Here is a 24,021-nt window from a genome sequence, read left to right on the forward strand (position 1 = left end):
AACTATAATTTTAAATCAAGGCGTTACGCGACGTATCAAGCAATCAAGACCAACTGACTTTAATTGCCCGCAGGCCGATATTGCCTCCGCCTGCGTGGAATATTTTCCGGTCAGGAGCCTGAAGAAAAGTCCCTGACCCTCAATTGCAATGGTGACGACTTCATGTTCGGCATTACTCAGAACACCTCTAGAGGATGACTGGAATTTCGACCAGGCGTCCTCAGCCCGCCCACGTGATCGATATGCTGCCAATTGCACTGCATAGTAGGGGCCGTTTGTTATAACGGGCGCTGCTTTGGCTGTTGGTACAATTCTTGGCGCGGAGGATGCTGTATTCTGATTGGCAACAACCTGTTTGGCTTCCGACTGTGACGCCATCGGCAATTCGATCATGGTGCTGGATGGCTCGCGGTCAACCACTTCAAGCTGACCTTGCTCAATCGGTCGAGAGTTGGTTGCAACGACCGCGCCGTCATGTTCAACACTTTCTGCTGTTCCTGCAATGGTTGGTGCATCGACCATTGGTACCGGCACAGATACCATCTCTGATGCGGCATCGGTTTCAGCCGGTTTGGAAACAGGGACAGGCACCATTTGCGGCGTTGCTGCTGTTGAGGTAGCTAACATGGTGCTTGATGGCGTAGCTACAGCGACGGTTTGCGGTGCTGGCGCAGATGCAGACGAAATGCGTGGTTCGACCTTTGTCAGCTGGGCCGTGTTTGCGCTGACTTCCATGTTCATACGTTCAATCGGCTTGGTGCTGTCTTCCGGGGCCGCAACAGTCACTCCACCGGTTTCATAAAATCGACGGTTGCGCTCGACCTTTGGCGGATCAGGAAGTTCCGGGCCCGGTGCAACCGTTGCGGCCGCAACAACGGCGTCGATTTCATGAGATCGCGCAAATTGCGGCGCGCTCTCATCAAGGGTCTTCAATCGGCGTTGGGCGAGGGAGCTGATATTCCCCGAAAGCTTGATACCCTGACCGCAATCCAGATTGACTTTGTTTTCCGGGGGGGACGCCGTCAGCCATACGTAAAGCTTTCTGGCGTTTGCATAGTCACCATCCATGTCAAATGAGATGGCCTGTATCAGGTTTTCTTGCGGCGTTCGGTCAAGCGGAATTTCAGCTGCCGTTGATTGCAGCTGATCCGTTTTGGTCGCCGGAGCAAAGAAAAGACCGCATGCAGCGCGGTTGAATTCGACGCTGGCTTTTTGATCCATGTTCGCAGGTTGCCGTGCGCCAAGTGATTGTTCGTTGCTGCCAGCACCGAACCACAAGCCTGAAAGATCATCTGTGCTGCAGGCAGTTAGTAGTGGCAAAAGTGCTGCGGCTGTAAACCAGCCCCGTCTCAGACGGGCATTCTTGTTGGTTGTCGCAGCTCTGATTTTCACGCTTCACCTGATGATTATATTATCAGCGTCAGTTATAGCCAGCAGCAGGGCTTGCCGCAACTGTTACAAGCGCCATCGTTGCTGTCAAGCAGGCTGAAAAATCAGATGGATATGAGGTTTGGTGAAGCTATCAAGGCAAAAGCAGTGTGGTAAAAATCCCGTTTTGATCAACGTGTGATCAGCGGGATCATGATGCCGGCCAACAAAACCAAAACGGTAATTGCAATGACGATATTGATTACGCTTTTGCTAGCCTTGTTTGCTGTTTCCCTGTTCATACCGGCGTTCGCTTTACCTTTTCGGCCATTTCGACTTGCACCGGCACTTCCGCCACCTGTTTCAGCGGTCAGGATTTTGATGACCTGTTTTTTGTCTTTGCGGCTAGCCTGATCATATTTGCTTTCGACAATACGAACTTCGGTATTGTTTCTATTCGCCAGTGCTTCTTTGGCTGAATTCATTGCTGCGTTGTAATCGGCGACCGTTTCAAGGTCCATTTGTTGACCCGTCGACCGGATACATACAACAGTGTAGCTTTTGCGCATTATCGCGTCTGACATATCTCTTCCACTCTCCAAAACGCCCGTCTTCCTGCGACATATGACGTTTTGGAGCCAAAATAAAAAGATATTCTAACGAATAGGGCCGATATTTTTTATTGCGTGGAAGATTATGGGCCTGGCAGTCGTTATCTAACTCCCGATTTTCCCGGAAAGTTCTTTGTACTCTTTGCAATCTGTGCCGCAAACCTGTTCGAGACGCGCAAGATTTTCGCGCGCCATTTCAGGTTTTCCGGTCTGCAGGAACAATTCACCCTGATATTCGAGTGCCCCGACATGTTCAGGATCAATCATCAAGGCACGTTCGTAATTCTGCGAAGCGCTTTCAAAATCGCCGGTTTTACGCTGGCTGTAAGCAAGGTAATTGAACAGGTCCGCATTGTCCTGATCGTCTTTGAGCATCGCTTCGATCTTGTCGATGGCCATGTCATACATACCGGTGTCGACAAGCTCCGTAACAGCAGACAAATCCGTCCCGTCCGAGCTCCAGGTGTTGGAGTTGCCCATTGCAAGTGCACTGGTGGAGGTCATCGAACCGGCCAGCAATACAAACATCGCACAAGCCGAGATCATTTTAGGGGTTTTACCCTTGCGGTTCATCGTCATACCTTTCATTGATCATCTTGTGGCATCTACATGTGCGTTGGGACGCTTCGAATTTTTGATTTATCACAACTGTAAGCTTCTCGTAATCACTTGTTGGTGAAGAATATGTCAAAGAAAGGGCGTGCCGTTGGGAATCATTGAAACACTTGCGCTGAGCATGGGCGGTGCATGGGCCAGCGGGGTCAATCTTTACGGAACGGTGGTTGTTCTGGGCATGATGAACAATTTCGGGTTCATCGATCTGCCGCCAGATTTACAAATTCTTGCAAGCTGGTGGGTACTTGCCCTTGCAATGTTTCTGTATCTGATCGAGTTCGTCGCGGACAAAATTCCGGTCGTTGATAGTGTTTGGGACGCGGTCCATACCTTCATCCGGATTCCAGCCGGTGCTTTGCTGGCGGCAGGAGCCATGAGCGGTATCGATGCCGGACTGGGGGACGAAGCGCAAACCGCGATCAGTTTGCTTGTTGGCGGGACCATTGCCGCTGGCAGTCACTTCACCAAGGCCGGTAGCAGGGCCGCGATTAACACATCGCCTGAACCGGTTACCAACAGCATCGCCTCTGTCACCGAAGATGTCGCCGTCTTTGGTGCCCTTTACACGGTCGTTTTCCACCCCGTGATCTTCTTCGTCTTGTTTGCGTTGTTCATATTGCTGCTGATCTGGCTGGTACCAAAAATCTGGCGTTTCATTGCAGAAGTTTTTGGAAATGTCCGCCATCCTGCAGCGGCATACGGGCAAGCAAGGGCGCAACATGCGGGGCCTGATCGCGGTCAGTTTGGAAAGATAACGCTTTCCGGTACGACGGATAAGGTACAACTTCCCAAAGGGGATCCTAAGTTACCACCGCGCTGATCACAGTTTGAACAAACAAAAAAGCCCGCAAGCAATTGCCTGCGGGCTTTTTTGTTTTAAGCAGTTGATCAGAACTCCGCTTCGATCACGCGATCACGGATTTCAGCAGCCATTGCCTCGGCAAGTTCATTGATGCCAAAGGTTTTCTGATGCTGGAAACCGATACGACGAACCGATGCGGTTTTTTCTTCGGCTTCGCGTTTGCCAAGGGCAAGGATCATCGGAACCTTGGCATGGCTGTGTTCCCGGACCTTGTAGTTGATCTTTTCGTTACGAAGGTCAAGCTCGACGCTGAGGCCTTTGGCTTCAAGAGCTGCCTTGACCTCATGGGCGTAATCGTCGGCCTCATTGGTGATCGAGCAGATGACCGCATGAACCGGAGACAGCCACAAGGGCAGGCGACCGGCATAGTTTTCGATCAGAATACCGATGAAGCGTTCAAGCGAACCGAGAATTGCACGGTGCAACATGACCGGACGGTGTTTCTCGCCATCTTCGCCCATATAGGACGCATCAAGACGTTCCGGCAGAACAAAATCGGCCTGCAGCGTGCCGCACTGCCAGTCACGACCAATTGCATCGCGCAGAACGAACTCAAGTTTCGGCCCGTAGAACGCGCCTTCACCCGGATTGATTTCCAGTGCAAGACCGGCTTCTTCGGCGGCTTCGCGAAGGGCCGCTTCTGCCTTGTCCCAAATCTCGTCCGAACCGGCGCGTACTTCCGGGCGGTCGGAGAATTTGACGAGAATGTCGGTAAAACCGAAATCCTTGTAAACCGATTTCAGAAGGTCACAGAAAATCTTGGTTTCCGAGACGATCTGGTCTTCGGTGCAGAAGATATGCGCATCATCCTGAATGAACTGACGGACACGCATGATGCCGTGCAGACCGCCGGACGGTTCATTACGATGACAGCAACCAAATTCCGCCATGCGGAGCGGCAGATCACGATAGGATTTGCTGCCCAGACGGAAAATCTGCACATGACACGGGCAGTTCATCGGCTTAAGCGCCAGAACCTTTTCGGGATCATCTTCATCCGGGGTCGTGGTGAACATGTTCTCGCGGAACTTTTCCCAGTGACCGGATTTTTCCCAAAGCACACGATCAACAAGCTGCGGGGTACGAACTTCCTGATATCCGGCGTTATCAAGACGATCACGGATATAGTTTTCGACCTTGCGATACAGCTTCAGTCCCTTGTCATGCCAGAAGACAGACCCTTGTGCTTCTTCCTGCATGTGGAAGAGGTCCATTTCGCGGCCAAGACGACGGTGGTCGCGCTTTTCTGCCTCTTCAAGCATGTGCAGGTACGCATCAAGGTCTTCCTTGCTTTCCCAGCAGGTGCCATAGATACGCTGCAGCATCTCGTTGTCCGAATTGCCACGCCAATAGGCACCGGCAACCTTCATCAGTTTGAAGGCCTTGCCAATCTTGCCCGTGGACGGTGCATGCGGGCCACGGCAAAGATCAATGAAATCTCCCTGACGATAGCAGGTAATGGTTTCGGTTTCCGGCAGGTCACGGATGATCTCGGCTTTGTATTTCTCGCCCTTATCAAGGAAGAATTTGATCGCTTCGTTGCGATCCCAGACTTCACGAACAATCGGCTCGTTCCGTTCGATGATCTTGTGCATCTGCTTTTCGATCTTGACCAGATCGTCGGGCGTGAACGGCGTGCTGCGTGCAAAGTCGTAATAAAAACCGTTTTCAATGGACGGGCCAATGGTGACCTGCGTGTCAGGATAAAGTTCCTGAACAGCTTCGGCCATCACATGGGCGCAATCGTGGCGGATCAGCGGCAGAACCTCTGCATGGCCCTTGGTCACGATTTCGATAGTCGCGTCAGTGTCAATCTCGCGCGAAAGGTCGCGTACTTCACCGTTGACGATGATGGCAAAGGATTTCTTTGCCAGCGAAGAACTGATGCTTTTTGCGACATCAAAACCCGATACCGGGCCGTCAAATTCGCGTACGGCGCCATCGGGAAGGGTCAGGGCAATCATGGTTGGCTCAACTCTGCTTTATCTGCGGGCATAATTCAATAATGCACATATAGAACCCGCATGTTTACGCGGGGTAAATGCACAAGAAAAGGAATTTCAGGATGAGGTCAAGTTCGCTCTTTGAAAAAAGCGATTTTCGGGACAGCACAAAGCACTGTGCAGCCATCAAGGCGCGCAGTGATTGCATTGGTGATCAAGTTTTTGTCGGCAAAGCCGTGCATTGATACTATCCCGTCAAGTGATGAGCCAATATAACAGGTGAAACATTCAGAGCAAGGCACAAGCACATGACAAAAGCCAATATCTGACTTGCAGTCGTGAAGGTGAACCTGTTCTATCTTGGAAGATCAAAATAAAGGCGCCACCAACGCCTCGTAAGGGAGCCCCAAAATGTCCAGTCCGGAAGTTCGCCGGAACATTATGTTTCTGAGTTTGTGTGTCGCGCTGTCTGCCAGTGCGATGTCGCTGATTTTCACGGTTGCTGCTGTCATTGGTTATTCATTGGCAACCGATAAATCGCTTTCCACCCTACCGGTTGCCTTCATGATGATTGCCATGATGGCGATGACTGCGCCCTCGGCCATGGTCATGGCAAAGTTCGGGCGAAAGTTCGGATTCTGGATGGGCTCGGGGATCGCCATGATGGGCGCGCTTTCAGGGATGGGGGCTGTTTATTACAGTAACTTCTGGCTGCTATGTGTAGCCTGTGCCTGCATCGGTGCGGGAAATGCCATTGCCATGCAGTACCGCTTTGCGGCAGCTGAAGCAGCCCCGCCGGAATTTCGTGCGCGCGCTATTTCCTACACGATGCTGGGCGGATTGGCTTCGGCCTTTATCGGGCCAAATCTTGCAAGTTTCGCACGTAACTGGTTTGAGACGGTGCCGTTTCTTGGCACATTCGTTGCCCTGATCGGGTTACAGGTGCTGTTGGTGATTGCGATCGGACAGTTGCGTCTACCCGATATGCGTGGTCACAAGCATGCAGAACCGGCGCGTCCGCTTAAGACCGTTCTGGGCCAGCCTGCTGTGATCGTTGCCATCATTGCCGGGGCGCTTGGCTATGCTGTCATGAGTTTTGTGATGACAGCCACACCACTTGCGATCCTTGATTGCGATTATGCATTCGGCGATGCGGCCTTTATCATTCAGTGGCACGTTGTCGGGATGTATGCGCCGGGCTTCTTCACCGGTAATCTGATCAAGCGGTTCGGGGCGCTGAAGATCATTCAGGTTGGCGCGTTGTTGAACTTTGTCTGTCTGGCAGTCGGATTGTCCGGGCAGGACCTGATCGGGAATTTCTGGGTATCGCTTGTGCTTCTCGGGATTGCCTGGAACTTTATGTTTGTTGGTGCAACAACATTCCTGACGGAAAACTATCGTTCTTCCGAACAGGCGCGCGTTCAGGCGATCAACGAGTTTGCCGTATTTGGCACCGTGGCGATTGCATCCCTGTCGGCCGGGTCGATTTACGCCGACTCTGGTTGGGTGACGCTGCTTTACAGTGCAGCTTTGCCCGTTGGTCTGGTTCTGTTGATTGTGGCTGGGTACGCAATTCGTCGGAAAGCCCAGACGGCTTAGGGGATTGGGGCTGCAGAATATAAAACCAAGGGCCGCATAATGCGGCCCTTTTTGTATGTGTCGCTGGGAAGTCAGTGATGACCGCTCAGGATATCAAGGGCGTGCGATCTGAATTCCCGATTGTAGAGAACCAGCGTCACCCAGGTGGCACAAACGATAAACGCGATTGGATGGTAAAACCATGCAAGGGCTGACAGCGCAAAGAAATAGGCCCTGATACCGCGATTGAAGTTATGTGCTGACATCATGCTCATCCGCGAGGCACGCGCCGCAGCACGTGCCGCATCAGGTTCACCAGGGTCAGGTGCGGCACCAATCAGGATCGAGCAATAGTTCGACAGGCGAAATGCCCAGGTGAATTTAAAGAATGCATAGATGAAGATGATGACCAGCAAAACCACCTTGCATTCCCAGACCCCGGCCGTCGTTTCGACCGCAAAGGGCAGGGCGGAGACGGTTTCAATGGCCTTATCGGTATAACCAAGAAGCGCAACAAGGCCGATCAATACCAGAATGGTGGTCGAGGAAAAGAAACTGATGCCGGTAATCAGGTTGCCCGCAATAGAGGTGTCGACCATTCTCAGATTGCGTTTAAGCATCTGTTCCATCCAGCGATGGCGATTGCGCGCCATATGAGCCGAGATAGAGTTGCGACGTCGCGGTCCTGCATCAGCAAAAATTGTATAGCCGACCCACCAGGACATTGCCCAACAAATTGCAACGATATCAATAACGGTAAAAGCCGGCATCATTTGGTCCATACGTAAACTGACGACATAACAAAGCAGTTTGGAACTGTTTTATATCCTACTGACATTGCGTTATTCTTCGCAATCTTCTTTGCAAGCGCCTATATCGTCGAAATGTGGAACCTGCATAGCTGATCATCATGTTGCCAGTGCGGGTTGAGTTTTACCGCAATCCAGAGTATCAGCAGCGCAAATTTTCATTGGAGACCGACATGAGCGATCTTGAGAACGATCTTGGCGAAGATATCGACTTCGAGGAATTCGAAGCGCACACCGAAAAGCTGCTGGAAGACGGTCGTACCAAAGACGATCTGTTCGAATTTGTAGGCTTCATGAACATCAACGAAGTCGGCACGCATATGATCGCGGCCGAGATGGTTCTTGATGAAGACGCTATCGACCAGATGAGCAAGAACCTGCGCAAGCTGGAAATTGACCTTGAGCCGTTGGGCGAACTTACCGGAGGCCTAAAAGGCGGTGAAGACGTCAAACGTGCACTGGGTGCGCTGTTCCTTGAACTGGTCGAGCTGTGCGAACTTGACGATGATGACGAAGACGCGGGCGAACTTTCCGAAGAAACGCTGCTTCTCCTGAACTTTATCAAGCGTTTCAACCCGCAGATGCGCCGTCTTACGGTCGCGTTGACGGATACGGACGATGATGACGTATCTTGCGAGTACGAAGTCACCAACTGGTAAGACTTGCCGATCAGGCAATTTATCATGTAGGCAAAAGGCAGGGCTTTGTTCCCTGCCTTTTTTCGTTTCGGAGCTGCCACCGTGACCGCCTGTATGCCAATTCGTGCCGCCAAACGTTTTCAGAACTATCAGGATCGCCTTGCTGCAGGACAGGAACCTGTTCCCAATGCGGAAATGTTGCGGCAATGGTTGGTTGAAAACGCTGATACGTTTAGCCCGGTACTGGAATGGGACCTTAAGACGTGCGCGAAGATCGTTTATGATTTCTCGGCCACTGGGGATGTGGTGATTGGCGGAACCAGCGATCCTGCACGACAAACTGAAATCATGTGGCAGCAGCTTGCCAAGGCAAACGCGCCTGTCGGTGTCGGTCGCTACCGCGAAGATCGCATATGCTATCAATCCGATCAGTTCAAAAATGATGGCGAGGCCCGTAGCCAGCATCTGGGCATTGATCTGTTTGCGCCTGCCAGCACGCCGGTTTTTGCGCCGCTTGATGGTGTCGTACACAGCTTTGCTGATAATAATCTTCATCTTGATTATGGCCCGACGATCATCTTGCAGCATCAACCTGAAGAAGGTGTGATGTTCTATACGCTTTATGGGCATCTGAGCCGGGACTCACTTGATGGTCTTTACAAGGGCAAGGAGTTTTCTGCGGGTGAGATTTTGTGCCGGTTCGGAGATTTTCCCATCAATGGGGACTGGATTCCTCATCTGCATTTTCAGGTGATTTTTGACATGCTCGGACGTGAAGGGGATTATTTCGGGGCAGCAAAGCCGTCCGAGTGGGATATCTGGGCAAGCATTTGCCCGGATCCGAATCTGATATTGCAAATGTCGGAAAATGTTGTCGCCACACGGGAAGGTGTTTGATGCAGCCTCGCTTAAAGGCAGGCCTTTGGGTGCGCGGACAGATTGCAATTTGTCAGGCAAATCTGATCACAGCCATGGTTGCTCATAAAGGCAATGAAGAAGCAGGGGCGGTCTTGTTGAAGTTAAACCGGTTTGATGCGGGCTGTTTTGTCTATTCACGCGTCACAACCCTTGACGGTGAGCTTGGCTGGATGATGGTGGCCGGGGGGGCAGAGGGCGGACGCGAAACAGAATTCAACTGTGATACATATTGTCGCAAACAGGTTGAATTCGACCGGGATGTCTGGGTGCTGGAGATCGAAGACCACAAGGGACAGTACGAGCTTGATGCGCCTGTTGTCGAATTCTAGTGCCAAACAAAAAGGCTGACACATAGGTGCCAGCCTTTGATCATCGCAGCAACGAACTTTGCAATCAGGCGGTGCGCTGCAGAAGGTGGTAACCGAAATCGGTCTCAACCACATCAGAGGTCGCGCCGACTTCCATGCTGAATGCAGCAGCATCGAATTCCGGAACCATCATGCCGCGGCCGAAGAAACCGAGATCGCCGCCCTGCTGGCCGGACGGGCAATCAGAGTTGGCTTTTGCCAGTTCTGCAAAATCGGAACCGTTTGCGATCTGATCCTTAAGAGCATTGATTTCGTTCAATGCTTCTTCTTTGGTGCGGGTTGCACTCGAACGTGCCGAACCGGCATACATCAGGAGAATGTGCGACGCGCGAACTTGTTCACTCATAACTGGTCCTTTCTTCCGCCAAGGCTTGCACCTGGCGGATTTTCTGCAAGATTAGAAGTTTATGGAAAACGCCAAGGGTCCAAATCCATGTACAGTCGTATACTCCTGTACATGGGCTTGGGCCCTAGACATTGTCCATGCCTTGTGGCTTGTTACGACAAATTGATCCGAGATGAAAGAGAAGAGGCAGATTGATGCTTGCTGTTGTGTCCCCGGCCAAGAAGCTGGATTTTGAAACAGACGTGCCTGAAATGGCTGTTTCACAACCCGCATTTCTGGACGACACTGAAGAACTGATTGAAGTTGCGCGGAAAAAAAGCCGCAGCGATTTGATGAAGCTGATGGGGATCAGTGAAAACCTTGCTGATCTGAATTACCAGCGCTTCCAGCATTTTTCACGGCCTTTTGATCGCACCAATGCCAAACCGGCAATCTATGCTTTTCGTGGCGATACCTATGTCGGACTTGATGCCGACACCATGAAAGCAGACGACATAGACTGGGCGGAAAGTCATTTTCGCATGTTGTCGGGATTATACGGGTTGCTCAAACCACGCGATCTGATGCAGCCATATCGTCTTGAGATGGGCACACGACTGTCGAACCCGCGTGGCAAAGACCTTTATGCTTTTTGGGGTGACAAGATCGCCACTGAAATCAACAAGCTTACACAGGGCCATAAGGATCGCAGCCTGATCAATCTGGCCTCAAGCGAATATTTCAAGTCAGTAAAGACCAAACTGCTTGAAGGCCCGGTAATTACGCCGGTATTCAAAGAAGTCAAAGGCGGGGCAGCCAAGGTTGTTGGCTTCTCAGCAAAGCGCGCCCGTGGCATGATGGCACGATACATGATCGACAATCGACTGGAAAATCCGCAGGGTTTGAAGAAGTTCAAGCTTGATGGCTATTGCTATCAGGATGACCTGTCGAGTGAGACGGAGTGGGTCTTTACCCGCGTTCATGACCAATAACACAAACTATTTCGGTGATAACTAATGACCGACGAGCATCTTGAACAGCTCGAGGATGACAATCATCTGCCCGAGGCACATCCGTTTTCCGGGTATTTGAGAACATTCTTTCGGGGGCCGGGCCGTTCACGCAGTCTGACCCGTGAGGAAGCTTTTGACGCTTTTTCCATGATCCTGCGCGACGAGGTTGAACCCATTCAACTGGGGGCTTTCTTATTGATGCTGCGCTATCGGGCAGAAACGCCCGATGAACTTGCGGGCATGATCGAAGCTGTCCGCAAGGCCGCCCGACTTGACCCTGATGATGGTCAGGACGCTGGTGCAGAAGGGCGACCGATGCTCGATTGGCCGTCTTATGCGGCGGGGCGTACACGCGGCTTGCCCTGGTTTGTACTTTCGGCACATTTGTTGTCGCAGAATGGTGTGCCGGTCCTGATGCATGGATATAATTCCCATCTGGTCAATGGTGTTGGCACCGAAGCTGCGATCAAGGCCTTGAAACTGCCAATCGCGATGTCCGCAGAAGAAGCAAGATCAGATATCGCTGCCCAAGGGTTCGCATATCTGCCATTGCGGCACATGCATCCGAAATTGCAGGAACTGATCGGCTTGCGGTCGTTGCTGGGTTTGCGAAGCCCGGTCAATACATTACTGCGGTTGCTTAATCCGTTACAGGCGCGTGCGGCTTTCCTAGGTGTATTTCATCCGGCCTTTCTTGATGTGCATCGTGAAACCGGAAAGTTGCTTGAACTTCCACGGATCGGCGTGATCAAGGGCGGTGGCGGTGAGGCAGAACGTACGCCTTTCAAGCATGTCGACCTGCGCATGCTAGATAACGGTGAGCTTTGCGACGTCAGATGGCCTGCGATGCTGTCCAAAACGGAAAAAGAGCTCGACGAGCAAAGTCCGGTAACCCTGAAACACTTCCTTTCAGTCTGGCGCGGAGATGTCGAAGATTCTGGTGCCGAAGCACGGATCAAGGGGAGTGCTGCAATGGCGGCATTCCTGGCAGGCAAGGCAGATTATATCGACGAAGCCGAAAGGTTGGTTCAGGAATGGTGGGACAAACGCGATCGCAATGTCGGCTAATAGCTGACTGCTAGCTCATCACATCTGATCAAAAGAAAAGGGACGGGTTGCCGTCCCTTTTTTGCATTTTAGAACGAAGAATTAGGTTCTTTGAGGAATGCCAGCTCTTCGGAGGTGGATACACGCCCGAGAATCTCGTTGCGATGCGGGTAACGGCCGAAACGGTCAATGATCCTTTTGTGTTTGATCTCGAACTCGTAGTTATGCTCAAGCCCCGGTTGGGCAAACAGTTCCAGTGCGATTTCGTGGATCAGTTCAGATTCCGAATGCATATAGGGCATGTAAAGAAATGCACGCTCTTGCGCGTTGGACAGTTTCTTGTCCGTTCCATTTGCCACGGCTTCCTGTGCCAGTATCAGGGCCACGGTATCCGATGCAAAAGATTGCGGCTGGTCGCGGAACATGTTTCGCGAAAACTGGTCAAGAACAATGATCTCGGCCAGACGGCCATTTGCAGTCGCGCGCCAGGAATAGAGTTCACCTGCATGCGCCGCAGTGTGGAAGTCCGAAAACCGCTCGGAAATGTGGGCGTCAAGTGAGGTATCCTTGATAAACCACTGTTTTTGATCAAGTTCCTTGAACCAGAAGTCCAGAACAGTTTCAGGTTTCATGTCGTTTAGCCCTTAAACAGAATGCATTTCGTATGGTTATACGGTGTGTTAAGCAATTTTTGCCAGCGGCAAACAACCGGTCAAGTTATGCTATCCGAAAGATAGTGGGCCAATGGTTTGGCAAAGAGTTGACAGTTATGATCCCGACATGGATTATGCCTGTGTCTTGGGTGCTGATCCTTCGGGATTGGCTTAAAAGGGAACGTGGTGCGTTACGACAATGCCACGGCTGCCCCCGCAACTGTAAGCGGTCCGAGCATTACACATGCCACTGGTGAGAACCGGGAAGGCGTAATGCTTTTAAAACCGTGAGCCAGGAGACCTGCCTTTGACTGCCAGACACGGCTTGTCTGGTGCTGAACTGTTGGACGCCGGGGTGAGCGTCAGGTTGCAGGGAAAATGCGGTCTTGTTTAACCGGTATCTTGCTTCCAGCCATCCTATCGTTCTTTATCCTAACACTGCGTGTCGGGCAGTTGCCCGGTATGCATCGTTCGTGGAAGAGACGATTATATGTTTAAGACCGTTGGCAGGTGCGCTGTTGCAAGCGTCTGTTTTATATTATTGATGCCATTGGCCGCACAGGCCCATTTCCAGTTGGTATATACTCCGGAAGTCAATCAGGCCGCTGCTGGTGATGTTCCGGTCAAGCTGATCTTCTGGCATCCGTTTGAAAACGGACATGTCATGGATATGGCCAATCCGATTGAGTTCTACGTTATTCATCGTGGTGAAAAGATCGATTTGGAATCAACGCTTTCTCCGACGACGTTTACCGGGTCTGAGAACTCGGCGGCGGCATTTGATGGCACGCTGACACTCAAACGCAGTGGCGATTACGTCATGGTGGTTGTGCCTGCGCCATATTACGAACAAAGCGAAGATATCTATATCCAGCAGATTACAAAATCCTATGTGAACCGGAATGAAATTCCGACGGACTGGATGGAAGCACAAGGGCTGAAAACGGAAATTTTGCCGCTAAACAGACCGACCAACATCGTCGCCGGGTCGACTTTTAGTGGTCGTGTTCTGAGTGACGGGCAGCCGGTTTCCGGTGTCGAGGTGGAAGTTGAATACATGGCTGCCGAACCGGATATGGCAAATGGCCGACCGAAGGAGCCAACTGCAAAACCAATGCCCGGTGGGGCTATTGTGGCGCTTACCGATGAAAACGGCTATTTCACCTTCGGTATTCCCAAAGCCGGGTTTTGGGGATTTGCGGCACTTGGCAGTGGCCCTGATAAAGAATTCAACGGTAAAGAGCTTTCTCAGGATGCAGTCCTGTGGGTTCGTGCCTATGATGTGAAATAGGCGTGGGGACAAAAACAGATGCATATTGTGGACGGGGCACTGGCTCCTGAAGTTCTGATTGGGGGCGGGGTTCTTGCGGTTGCCGGACTTGGTCTTGGGTTGCGCAAGCTCCCGATCGATAAAATTCCGGCAACCGGTGTGCTGTCGGCAACGTTTTTTGTGGCCTCGCTTATTCACGTCCCGGTGGGGCCCTCAAGTGTTCATCTGATCATGAGCGGCCTTGCCGGTCTTGTTCTTGGTTGGACGGCATTTCCCGCACTTTTTGTCGGGCTGTTGTTACAGGCGATTTTCTTCGGATTTGGCGGTCTTACGGTTCTTGGGGTCAATACGGTCAATATTGCCTTCCCGGCTGTGATTGCCGGATTCATGTTCCGTGGTGTCGTTGCGCGCAGCAACCCGACGGCTGCTGCTGTTTGGGGCGGCATTGCCGGGGCACTTTCTATCTCGTTGACCACGTTGTTTGTGGCGATTTCCCTGACGCTGAGCGGGGATGCGTTCATTCCGGCCGCCAAACTCGTGTTCTTTGCCCATATTCCGATCATGGCTGTTGAAGGCTTTGTTTCTGCCGCTGCCGTGTATCTGATCATGAAAGTCAAACCGGCCTTGCTGATGACCGGTGATCAGGCCAATGAATATGCGGTGCAAAGCTCGATCATCCTTGCTGAACAGGCAAATGAGGCCAACAATGGCTAAGCTGGCCACAGGGATCATTATTGCCGGGGTTATGTTCGGCGCGCATGGGGCTCAGGCGCATAAGGTGATCGCGTCTGTCTTTCCAAGTGGTTCGAATGTCGAAGGGGAAATCGGGTTCTCCAACGGAGATATGGCTGCCGATACGGTGGTTGAGGTCTTTGACAATCTGGGGAATAAGATCGATCAGGTCATGACCGATGGGGACGGATTTTTTATCTATACGCCAAGCGAGAAGGTCGATCTGGTCTTTCGGGCGGATCTGGGCGCCGGGCACATCGCCGAGGCAGGCTTTGCCATTTCTGATTTGTCCGACCAGGCCGGGCTGACGGGCGAAGCGCAATCGCGAGCAAATGAAAAAACCGGCATAAAACAAGCTGGCCCGGATGGTTCAAGCCGTTCCGGGAATGTCGCGATAAGCCGAGAACAGGAAGAAGCCATAGCCGCCATTGTTCGTGATGAACTTCGGCCCCTTCGGCGCGAAATTACCGCCTATAAGGAGAAGAATGATCTCCAATCGGTTCTTGGGGGTATTGGCTATATATTCGGGTTCTTCGGGATCGCATATTACATTGCTGCCAGACGGTTGAAAGCCGAAGCGTCAAAGCCATGAGTCATTTATTCGGGCATGACCAGCCGTTAAGCGCGCAAGGAGGCGGGGTTAAACCACCATCCTTTGTTGGATCGTTTGATCCACGCGTGCGTGTTGTGGCTGCTTGTCTGTTTGCTGTGATGGTGGTGTCCTTGCAACAGATCGAATTTGCCCTTGGTGCCTTTGTCATCGCCATTGCCACAATGTTGCTGACCGATCTGCCACTTCGACTGACCTTGAAGCGTATGGCGGCAATGGACGGCTTCATTATTGTCATGTTGGTCATGTTGCCGTTTACCACGCCTGGAACACCGATGTTTTCGATGCTGGGCGCGGACGCCAGTAAGGAAGGCCTCTTACATGCTGTCCTGATCGGGATCCGGGCAAACGCGGTTGTTCTGATGATGCTTAGCCTGCTTTCGGGGCTGACGCCTGTAACCTTGGGGCATACCTTGTACCGGTTAAGGTGCCCGGCGGCACTGGTGCATCTGATGATGTTCACGGTGCGTTACATTTCGGTACTGCATGATGAGTATCACCGTCTGCGGATGGCGATGAAGCTGCGCGGGTTCAAGGCACGAAACACGTTCCATACCTATCGATCATTCGGTTACCTGTTCGGTATGTTACTTGTTCGGTCGCTTGAGCGGGCAGAACGTGTGCTTGAGGCCATGAAATGCCGGGGGTTTAGTGGACATTTCCCGATGATTGATCAGCTGGTGTTTCGCAGGCGTGATGCCATCCTTGGTGCAACCTTTTTCGTTATGATCGCGGCCCTTATCCTGATGGATCGTATTTATGTCCTTGCTTATTGAACTAAACGATATTTCCTATGGATACCGGGCAGGACATAGTGTTCTTGATCGTGTCAGCCTGTCACTTTCAGCAAATGAACGTCTGTTTATCACCGGGCCCAATGGGGCCGGGAAAAGTACCTTGCTTCGTATCCTTGTCGGGTTGATCAAGCCGCTTGGTGGAGAAATCAGTGCATTCGGACAAAAACGCGTTTCTGATGCAGATTTTCATGATCTTCGTTGTCGGGTTGGCTTCATCGTTCAGGACCCGGATGATCAACTGTTTTGCCCAACGGTTGTCGAAGATATTGCCTTCGGCCCGCTTAATCTCGGTGCAAGCAGGGAAGAAGCATTGGCGATCGTCGACGATGTTCTGGATCAGCTTCATCTCAAACATTTGCGTGAACGCATCACGCACGAACTCTCAGGTGGTGAAAAACGGCTGGTTTCTGTTGCTGCGGTGCTTGCAATGAAACCTGATGTTCTTCTTCTTGATGAGCCGACAAATGCGCTTGATGAAGAAAACCTGCAACGGCTTGAAGAAATCCTGCTTGAGCTGCCCCAAGCGATGATCCTTGTGTCTCATGATCCGCATTTTCGCAGGAAACTGGCAACCCGCACCCTGGAGCTGCGGGCAGGAAAAATGTCCGAAGCCAAACAGCTTCCAGCCAAGAAATGCACGGCTTCCGAACGTGCCCGGCAACAGGCAGAGTCAGTATAAGCTATGTTTTCAAAGCCCTGTAATCGGATTTGACCCGCCATCTGAAATGTAGCCAAGGACAACGCCCACCATGTCACCGTTCTCCATTGCTGCCTTTCGGCATCTCTTCTCTGCTCAGGTTACATCCCTGATCGGGACCGGTCTGACGACGGTTGCCTTGTCGCTGTTGGCCTATGACCTTGCCGGCGCGGATGCCGGCCGGGTGCTTGGCTCAATTCTGGTTCTGAAGATGGTGGCGTATCTGGTGATTGCACCCGTTGCCGGTGGTATGGCGCATTTGCTGCCCCGTCGGGCTTGGCTTGTCGGGCTTGATATTCTGCGTGCTACGATTGTTCTGTGCCTGCCATTTGTTGATCAGATATGGCAGGTTTTTGTTCTGGTCTTTGTCGTGAATGCAGCGTCAGCAGCTTTCACTCCGGTGTTTCAGGCGATCATTCCAGAAATCCTGGAAGACGAGAGAACCTACACCAAGGGTCTTTCATATGCCCGGCTGGCTTATGATCTGGAGAACCTGATAAGCCCGGCACTGGCAGCTGCTTTGTTGTTTGTCTGGTCGTTTGACAGCCTGTTCATGGCAAACAGTCTTACATTTGCGCTTTCAGCCATTCTGATTGTCTCAACGTCAATTCCTCGTGCTGCTGCGACTGATCGTGAAGGCGGTGTTTATGCCAATACCCGTTTTGGTGTGATGGCTTATTTGAAAACACCGCGACTACGTGGTCTTCTGGCCGTGCATTTTGCTGTTTCCTGTGTTGGTGCGATGATCATCGTCAACACAGTCGTCCTGACCCGTTCTGTGCTTGGCGGGACCGACATTTTGACCACGGTCTTTCTGGCCTGTGCCGGCGGTGGGTCAATGATTGCGGCTTTTATCATTCCGAAAATGATTGATGCATGTGGTGAACGCCGCTTGATGATGTTCGGGATATTTGCCGCAGCATTGGTCATGCTGATCGGGGCGATGTTGATTGTGAACGGGGTACAAACTGCCATCGCATTTGCCGCATTGTGGGTGCTGGCAGGGGCAGGGACCACATTCGCACAGACACCCGGCGGACGATTGGTTCAACGATCAGCAGGAGCGGGTGACAGGTCTGCTTTTTTCGCTGCAAATTTTGCGCTGTCACATGGTGGCTGGTTGATTGCCTACGGGGTTGTGGGGTGGCTTGGCAGCCTTGCTGATCTTTCGGTTGCGTTTATGGCATCAGGTGGACTGGCACTGATTGGTGCGATGGCGGCGATCATGTTGTGGCCCAAACAGGACCCGCTGGAAATTGATCATAGCCATCCGGGATTCTGGCATGAGCATCCCCATGATCATGACGACCCGCATCATGGCCATATTCATGGTAGTGACGCGCAAGTGATGCAGGAAAATAATCCGAACCTTCATGGTGTTCATTCCCGCGACCATGGTTGCGATAAACAAAAACATCGTCATCGACACTATCATCCACCGGTGAAGCACAAGCATCGCTTCGTCATTGATAGTCATCACACAAGATGGCCGGTTGATGGTAGCGAAATGGTCTAGGCGCTTTGATCGGCGTGCGCGTCTTGCCAAGACCCGGACACCAATCCCGACAATTCCGATGATCACCCTGATGTCACCCGTGATATCGGACATCTGATCACGATTATTTCTGAATAAGGACGCTAAAACAGATGCTTGGCGTCGTGATATTTTGCTGTATCGTTCCTTGACGCAAAGATAGAAGGGGACGGTTCAGTGGAAGTTGTTTACGTTTCAGACGACGGGAAGGACCATTGGATTGATTCAAAAATGCGTCCGACAACAACGCTGGAAATGGCAATCGTCAACAGCAAACCCGGACAGCTTATCCGTCTGATCGACGGAACCTATCGTGTCAAACGGCCCATGCCGTTTCCGCACAGCGGCGAACAAGGGAACCCAATCGTTGTTCGTGGCGAAACCGGTGTCGTTCTTGATGCTGCGCAAAAACCCGATCCAAGCGTCTCGGCAAGCAATCCGGGGCAGGCGCGTTTCGCCGTTTTTCAATTGATTGATGTTGAGCATATCCGCATCGAGAACCTCAATATTACGCGCGGTTGGCCAAGTGCAGTTTACATTGAAAACAGCCGAAACCTGAGCTTCAGGGGGCTTGATATATCAGACGGAACCTATGCGTTTTATGCCAGTGGCGAACGTTGCCATGGCATCAAAATCACCGAATGCCGATGGGTTCAGGATTCATCAATCTGGCGCGCCATCCGTTGGGATGAAATTCACGATGGCAAGGACGACGAGGGAAACGTCATCAAGGTTCCATTCCGTTATCTGAACGGTGCGTTCTTTGGGGCGGATGATATCGCCGGTGATGTAGAGATTTCTCGAAACGATATTCGTGATTGCTATAACGGTATCCGCATGGATGTATCGAGCTTCAATGTTGGCGCTCCGATTGGCACATTTAACCGCGACATCCGTATTATGGATAACCGGTTTAGCTATATCCGTGACAATCCGATTGAGCCAGAGTTCGTGGCCCTTGGCTGGTGGATTGGTCGCAACCGATTTTACAACTGTCACAAACTGTTTTCACAAGATGGCGTGCGCGGTGGATTTTGGTACTACTTTGCCAATATTTGCTGGTTTGATAGCCGTCCGGGGCCAGAGGGCGACGAGTATAACGGCGGTGCTGTTTTCAAACTTGGAAAGGGTGGAAACGTTCCTCAGCCAGACTATGTTTCTGTCTGTTTTCACAACAGTTTCTATCTGCGGCAGAAATATATCAAAAAGGGAACAACACGCGGTCTGGTGAATGCACGCAACGCAATTGAACATGCAGACCCGGTTACCTTGCCTGATGAAATGATGCCACTCGATCAGTCGTTCTTTGGCGAATATGCTGACCTTTACCTTTCAGCCATGCCGCCTTTGCCGGTCGTGTTTTCAGGGGATCTGGCAAATCATCCTGCATATCCGGATATTTTTGATCCCTACGACGGTGTGCTGAGTTGCCCTAGACCCGCAACAGGTCCACTGTTTGAAAACAGTCTTGCTGGCCAGTTCGAGCTTCGAGAAAGCCACCAAATTCCCTATGTCAACCCATTGGAGGTACCTCTGCCTGACGGCAGTGTCTGGTGCAGCAATCCCGAACATTGGCCGGGCGCGATTACCGATGGATGTCTGATACAGGGACCGGACTATGTTCCGGTTGATCTCGATTATGTCCGATCCTTACCCGTTCCGGAAGTGCAGGCGACGTCATCGTAACCCCGGTGATCAGGTGTTTTATGTTTACGTTTGCGTAAATATGTTGACTGGAATGTCGGAAAGTTGCGATGTTGACCCATCGCAGTCATCAAACAAGAAAAACCATGAACGACAAGCTATACAGTATCACCGAGTTGGCCGAAGAGTTCGATATCACGCCGCGTGCAATCCGGTTCTATGAAACCAAAAATCTTCTGGCGCCGCAGCGGGCCGGGGCAACGCGCGTTTATAACTATCGTGACCGGGCACGCCTGATGCTTGTTCTGCGTGGCAAACGTCTTGGTTTCTCGCTTGAAGACATCAAGGAATATATCGATCTCTACGATGCCGACCGCACGCGGACTGAGCAACTGGCTCATCTGATGCTTGTCGGTCGCCGCCGGATCTCCGAACTTGAGCAGCAGCTTGAAGATGTGCAGACCACGCTTGAAGAACTGCGTAAAATCGAAAACGAAGCCGTCGACAGCCTGCGTGAAAAGGGTATCGATCCCGAAAAGGCAGTTGCCGATATCCGTGCCAAACTTGTGGCCGATGGTGCCTAGCTCCGTTCCGAAAGTACCAAAGACAAAGCCCGGCAGTTGCCGGGCTTTTCTTGTTGGAAATTGCCTGATTAGTGAGCGTCGCGTTGGAGCGGTAACGTGACCTCAAAAACATCCTCGTCGGGGATGTATTTGCGGCTGAAACCAAGTTTCTCGCAAAGGGTTAGCATGCGGCGGTTACTAGGCAAGACCTGACCGATAAAGGTTTCGGTACCCTTGCGACGGCAATAGGCAATCATCTGTTCCATCAGAACACGACCAAGACCGCGCCCCTTGATGTCCGACCGGACCATGATGGCATATTCTGCATGTTCGTTATTGGGATCGATGACGACCTGAACAATGCCGTGGATCTGGCCCTGTTCCGGGCCATCGGGTACCACAGCCAGGAATGCCATGTCGCGATCATAATCCAGTTGGGTTTGGCGGGCCATTTCAGAATGTGGAAGTTCACGTACAGAACCGAAGAACCGGAAATGAATATCTTCGGGTGTCAGTTTTGACATGAACTCATAGTGCGCGGGTTCGTCCTCGGGCTTGATCGGGCGCAGAAGATAAGTCGTTCCATCATCCATCACCAGTTCCTGTTTCAGGTGTCTTGGATAGGGATGAATGGCAAGGCGCTTATCGTCGCTGACGACCTTTGGGGTTACCTTGATACGCGCATCAAGGGCAATCACACCATGCTGGTCGGCAAGAAGCGGGTTCATGTCAAGCTCAACCACTTCGCCCAGATGCACAACCAGCTGCGACAGGCGAACCAGCGTCATGTAAAGGTCTTCAAGATTTACTGGGGGAACGTCCCGATAGCCCTTGAGTAGCTTGTAAATGCGTGTACCTTCAACCAGTTCACGGGCGAGCTTCATGTTCAGCGGGGGCAGGGCCATGGCACGGTCGCGTACGACTTCGACCTCGACGCCCCCATGACCAAACAGGATCACCGGACCAAAGATCGGGTCGGTGGTCATGCCGACAATCAGTTCACGTGCGCCCGCACGGGTGATCATTTCCTGAATGGTAAAACCGCGCAGACGGGCATTGGGGAATTTTTGTTCGATGGTGCGCTGCATTTTCAGGGCCGCCGCCCTGACTTCCTCGCCACTATCAAGATTTAGGACGACGCCGCCAACGTCGGACTTGTGGCTGATATCGTCGGACAGAATCTTAAGCGCGACCGGATAACCGATATCGTCGGCGGTGCGTACCGCTTCTTCGATGTCACTGGCTGCAATGGTTTTGACTGTATTGATGCCATAGCATTCCAGAACGGCTTTTGCCTCAGGCTCGGTTAGCATGTCACGACCGGCATGAATGGCGGTGTGGATGATGCTGCGCGCCTTATCGGTCTGAGGCGTATAATCGCGTGGGACCGATGGTGGTGTTTCCATCAACAGGTCTTGCAATTTGCGATAATTGACCATGTGCTGGAAGGCTGCCACGGCGTTTTCCGGTGTGCGATATGTCGGAATGCCTGCGGCATAGAACATGTTGCGGGCTTCGGCTACGGTAGCTTCGCCAACCCAGTTGGTCAGGATATTTTTCTTACTGTGTTTGATCTGGTCAATGACACAACGCGCGACTTCGACAGGGTCAGTGATAGCGGTCGGGGCATGCATGACCAGAAGACTGTTGATATTGCTGTCAGTCAGAACCGTTTCAATTGCCTTGGCATAACGTTCTCCGGGGGCATCTCCGATAATGTCGACCGGGTTGGCATGCGACCATGTAGCAGGCAAAACCTTGTCTAGGGCCGTGATGGTCTCAGGATCAAGGTGGGCAAGATGACCCTGACGTTCGATCAAAGCGTCAACCGCAAGCACCCCGATCCCGCCGCCATTGGTCACGATGCCAAGCTTGTCGCCACGGAACGGGCGCATGCGAGAAAGCGTTTCGGCAGCCGAGAACATTTCGCTAACCGTGTAAACACGCAGTACCCCGGCGCGCTTGATGGCAGCGTCAAAGACGTCATCTGCGCCAGCAAGTGCGCCTGTATGTGATGCAGCCGCGGCCGCACCTTCGGCAAAACGCCCCGACTTGATGCAGAGAATGGGCTTGTTGCGTGATGCGGCACGGGCAGCCGAGATGAAGCTTCGGCGTTCATGAATGGATTCGATGTAAAGCATGATCGCACGGGTATCAGGATCCGAACCCAGATAGTCGATCACATCACCAAAATCGACATCGTCGCACTCGCCAAGAGATATGAAGTGTGAAAACCCGATGTCGCGCGCAGATGCCCAGTCAAGAACGGCAGTACAAAGCGCACCTGATTGCGAAACGAATGCGATTTTGCCACTACCGATATTCTGGTGGCTAAAGCTGGCATTCAAACCGATACCGGGAACCATAAGGCCAAGGCAGTTCGGGCCAAGAAGACGCATCTTCTTTTCAGACGCAATATCAAGCATGGCCTGTTTGATGCTTCGTTTCTCATCAAACGGTTCGGAACCAAGTCCCGCAGTCAGAACAATCGCTGCCAGACAACCTTTTTCCGCAAGGCATTTCATTACCGGAATAACCGCCTGCGGCGGCACGCAGATAACGGCAAGCTCTGGTACGACAGGCAGGCTGTTGACATCGGGATAAGCCAGGACACCGCCAATCGACTGGCTGCGGGGATTGACAGGCATGATCGGTCCATCAAATCCACCGGCCAGCAGGTTTTTCATCAGCACATGGCCAACAGAATGAGGGCGGTTGGAGGCGCCAATCACGGCGACCGATTTGGGTTTGAACAGATGGTCCAGATTAATTGTACTCATCGCCGAATTCCCGCGTTGTGCTGTGGGCTGGTTTTAGGCAATGGCGTTGCGTTACTCTTAGTGAATATCCCCGCACACCATGCTCGAAGCAAATGCGATGTTAAGTCAGTGGCTAGTATATTGATTTGCTGTGCATCAATAAAGCACTGAGGCGACGAAGTTTTTATGGCGTTTTTCAGATATGCCGCAGTTTCATGCTTGTGACCGCAGATGCAGCGGTGAGGGGGTCAATGGAGATGACCGTGATGACCTTCATCGTCAAAGCGTTCGGATTCTTCAATCCATTCTTCGACTTCGGCGGCAGATGTCATCGCCAGCGCAATTTCAAGATCATTTTGTACATGGGCCAGACTGTCAAACATCGGGCACCAGCCAAAGGCCTGAATGCGTGGGTCTGTCGTTGATGAAATCGTGAACAAATCACCATCAATCGGATGCACCATGCCGTGAATGACGTCATTTTCGCCCGCAATTAACCAGCCGCGGGTCGATCCCGAAAGGGTGGCGAGCTGAACTTCACGCAATTCGATCTTGACGGTTTTCATGGTGCCTTGCCTCATCTTGTGACGTGCTAAAAGCAAAAGGGACCGAACATTACGTTCGGCCCCTTTTTAATTGGCTCCGGCAGCAGGACTCGAACCTGCGA

24 protein-coding genes and 1 riboswitch are annotated in these 24,021 nt (G+C 52.0%); of the genes, 15 read left to right on the plus strand and 9 right to left on the minus strand.

From position 1 onward, the window contains the following. Positions 1-15 precede the first annotated feature (15 nt). The 3 genes from TH30_RS09075 to TH30_RS09085 all read right to left on the minus strand — a co-directional run bounded on the left by TH30_RS09075 (position 16) and on the right by TH30_RS09085 (position 2,567). A complete protein-coding gene (locus TH30_RS09075; protein WP_147251956.1) occupies positions 16-1,392 on the minus strand; it encodes an SPOR domain-containing protein in 1,377 nt (458 codons plus the stop codon). A 167-nt stretch (positions 1,393-1,559) separates the two neighbouring features. Continuing rightward, positions 1,560-1,889: a hypothetical protein gene (locus TH30_RS09080; protein WP_258548664.1), complete on the minus strand. Its 330-nt coding sequence runs from the start codon at positions 1,887-1,889 to the stop codon at positions 1,560-1,562. A gap of 195 nt (positions 1,890-2,084) precedes the next feature. Next, entirely contained in the window at positions 2,085-2,567 is a 483-nt protein-coding gene (locus tag TH30_RS09085) for a tetratricopeptide repeat protein (protein ID WP_258548665.1), read from the minus strand. Positions 2,568-2,679: 112 nt separating this feature from the next. Between TH30_RS09085 and TH30_RS09090 the strand changes: the two genes are divergently transcribed. After that, on the plus strand, positions 2,680-3,414 hold the full coding sequence (locus TH30_RS09090) for a DUF4126 domain-containing protein (RefSeq protein ID WP_258548666.1): 735 nt from the start codon (positions 2,680-2,682) through the stop codon (positions 3,412-3,414). Positions 3,415-3,482: 68 nt separating this feature from the next. Here the strand turns inward: TH30_RS09090 and thrS are convergent, their stop codons facing one another. Continuing rightward, positions 3,483-5,420: a threonine--tRNA ligase gene (thrS, locus tag TH30_RS09095; RefSeq protein WP_114097741.1), complete on the minus strand. Its 1,938-nt coding sequence runs from the start codon at positions 5,418-5,420 to the stop codon at positions 3,483-3,485. A gap of 390 nt (positions 5,421-5,810) precedes the next feature. On the opposite strand from thrS, the gene TH30_RS09100 reads away from it, so the two are divergent. Next, complete coding sequence (locus TH30_RS09100) at positions 5,811-6,998, plus strand: MFS transporter (RefSeq protein ID WP_114097742.1); 1,188 nt, start codon at positions 5,811-5,813, stop codon at positions 6,996-6,998. Between the two features lie 71 nt (positions 6,999-7,069). On the opposite strand, the gene TH30_RS09105 is transcribed toward TH30_RS09100, so the two are convergent. After that, positions 7,070-7,747: a DUF599 domain-containing protein gene (locus tag TH30_RS09105; protein ID WP_114097803.1), complete on the minus strand. Its 678-nt coding sequence runs from the start codon at positions 7,745-7,747 to the stop codon at positions 7,070-7,072. Between the two features lie 212 nt (positions 7,748-7,959). On the opposite strand from TH30_RS09105, the gene TH30_RS09110 reads away from it, so the two are divergent. The 3 genes from TH30_RS09110 (at position 7,960) to TH30_RS09120 (ending at position 9,671) form a co-directional block, all read left to right on the plus strand. Next, complete coding sequence (locus TH30_RS09110; protein WP_114097804.1) at positions 7,960-8,445, plus strand: hypothetical protein; 486 nt, start codon at positions 7,960-7,962, stop codon at positions 8,443-8,445. An 81-nt stretch (positions 8,446-8,526) separates the two neighbouring features. Beyond that, positions 8,527-9,321, plus strand: a complete 795-nt coding sequence (locus TH30_RS09115) for a peptidoglycan DD-metalloendopeptidase family protein (RefSeq protein WP_258548668.1) — start codon at positions 8,527-8,529, stop codon at positions 9,319-9,321. Beyond that, positions 9,321-9,671 (plus strand): DUF1491 family protein, encoded by a 351-nt coding sequence (locus TH30_RS09120; protein ID WP_114097744.1) that lies wholly within the window; start codon positions 9,321-9,323, stop codon positions 9,669-9,671. Before TH30_RS09115 ends, TH30_RS09120 begins: the two co-directional genes overlap by 1 nt. Positions 9,672-9,735: 64 nt before the next feature. Here TH30_RS09120 and TH30_RS09125 read toward each other — a convergent pair whose 3' ends face one another. Continuing rightward, positions 9,736-10,056, minus strand: coding sequence for a peptidylprolyl isomerase (locus TH30_RS09125; protein ID WP_114097745.1), 321 nt, complete (start codon positions 10,054-10,056; stop codon positions 9,736-9,738). Positions 10,057-10,250: 194 nt separating this feature from the next. On the opposite strand from TH30_RS09125, the gene yaaA reads away from it, so the two are divergent. Both yaaA and TH30_RS09135 read left to right on the plus strand, forming a co-directional pair. Further along, positions 10,251-11,027: a peroxide stress protein YaaA gene (gene yaaA, locus TH30_RS09130; RefSeq protein ID WP_114097746.1), complete on the plus strand. Its 777-nt coding sequence runs from the start codon at positions 10,251-10,253 to the stop codon at positions 11,025-11,027. Between the two features lie 24 nt (positions 11,028-11,051). Then, positions 11,052-12,116, plus strand: a complete 1,065-nt coding sequence (locus TH30_RS09135; protein WP_114097747.1) for a glycosyl transferase family protein — start codon at positions 11,052-11,054, stop codon at positions 12,114-12,116. A 68-nt stretch (positions 12,117-12,184) separates the two neighbouring features. Here TH30_RS09135 and TH30_RS09140 read toward each other — a convergent pair whose 3' ends face one another. Beyond that, entirely contained in the window at positions 12,185-12,727 is a 543-nt protein-coding gene (locus tag TH30_RS09140) for a DUF924 family protein (RefSeq protein ID WP_114097748.1), read from the minus strand. 151 nt (positions 12,728-12,878) lie between these two features. Further along, a riboswitch (cobalamin riboswitch) is annotated at positions 12,879-13,071 on the plus strand. 167 nt (positions 13,072-13,238) lie between these two features. Between TH30_RS09140 and TH30_RS09145 the strand changes: the two genes are divergently transcribed. From TH30_RS09145 to TH30_RS09180, 8 genes are all read left to right on the plus strand, one after another. Next, positions 13,239-14,039: a DUF4198 domain-containing protein gene (locus tag TH30_RS09145; RefSeq protein ID WP_114097749.1), complete on the plus strand. Its 801-nt coding sequence runs from the start codon at positions 13,239-13,241 to the stop codon at positions 14,037-14,039. A gap of 18 nt (positions 14,040-14,057) precedes the next feature. Continuing rightward, positions 14,058-14,732 carry a cobalt transporter CbiM gene (gene cbiM / locus TH30_RS09150; RefSeq protein WP_114097750.1) on the plus strand — a complete coding sequence of 225 codons (675 nt, stop codon included), beginning with the start codon at positions 14,058-14,060 and terminating at the stop codon, positions 14,730-14,732. Continuing rightward, positions 14,725-15,342: a cobalt ABC transporter permease gene (locus TH30_RS09155; protein WP_114097751.1), complete on the plus strand. Its 618-nt coding sequence runs from the start codon at positions 14,725-14,727 to the stop codon at positions 15,340-15,342. The genes cbiM and TH30_RS09155 overlap by 8 nt, the downstream gene beginning before the upstream one ends. Continuing rightward, positions 15,339-16,136: a cobalt ECF transporter T component CbiQ gene (cbiQ, locus tag TH30_RS09160; protein WP_114097752.1), complete on the plus strand. Its 798-nt coding sequence runs from the start codon at positions 15,339-15,341 to the stop codon at positions 16,134-16,136. Before TH30_RS09155 ends, cbiQ begins: the two co-directional genes overlap by 4 nt. Next, positions 16,120-16,836 carry an energy-coupling factor ABC transporter ATP-binding protein gene (locus TH30_RS09165; RefSeq protein ID WP_114097753.1) on the plus strand — a complete coding sequence of 239 codons (717 nt, stop codon included), beginning with the start codon at positions 16,120-16,122 and terminating at the stop codon, positions 16,834-16,836. The genes cbiQ and TH30_RS09165 overlap by 17 nt, the downstream gene beginning before the upstream one ends. A 70-nt stretch (positions 16,837-16,906) precedes the next feature. After that, positions 16,907-18,370, plus strand: coding sequence for an MFS transporter (locus TH30_RS09170; RefSeq protein ID WP_114097754.1), 1,464 nt, complete (start codon positions 16,907-16,909; stop codon positions 18,368-18,370). Positions 18,371-18,619: 249 nt separating this feature from the next. Then, entirely contained in the window at positions 18,620-20,074 is a 1,455-nt protein-coding gene (locus tag TH30_RS09175) for a right-handed parallel beta-helix repeat-containing protein (protein ID WP_258548669.1), read from the plus strand. A gap of 104 nt (positions 20,075-20,178) precedes the next feature. Beyond that, positions 20,179-20,616: a MerR family transcriptional regulator gene (locus TH30_RS09180; RefSeq protein ID WP_114097805.1), complete on the plus strand. Its 438-nt coding sequence runs from the start codon at positions 20,179-20,181 to the stop codon at positions 20,614-20,616. 68 nt (positions 20,617-20,684) lie between these two features. Here the strand turns inward: TH30_RS09180 and TH30_RS09185 are convergent, their stop codons facing one another. Next, positions 20,685-23,375, minus strand: coding sequence for a bifunctional acetate--CoA ligase family protein/GNAT family N-acetyltransferase (locus TH30_RS09185; RefSeq protein ID WP_114097756.1), 2,691 nt, complete (start codon positions 23,373-23,375; stop codon positions 20,685-20,687). A 227-nt stretch (positions 23,376-23,602) separates the two neighbouring features. Continuing rightward, the gene (locus TH30_RS09190) at positions 23,603-23,920 is read right to left on the minus strand and encodes a hypothetical protein (protein WP_114097757.1); all 318 of its coding nucleotides are present in this window, start codon (positions 23,918-23,920) and stop codon (positions 23,603-23,605) included. Between the last annotated feature and the right edge of the window lie 101 nt (positions 23,921-24,021).

Origin of the sequence: Thalassospira profundimaris (genome assembly GCF_003326795.1) — a bacterium.
Taxonomy (GTDB): Bacteria; Pseudomonadota; Alphaproteobacteria; order Rhodospirillales; family Thalassospiraceae; genus Thalassospira; species Thalassospira profundimaris_C.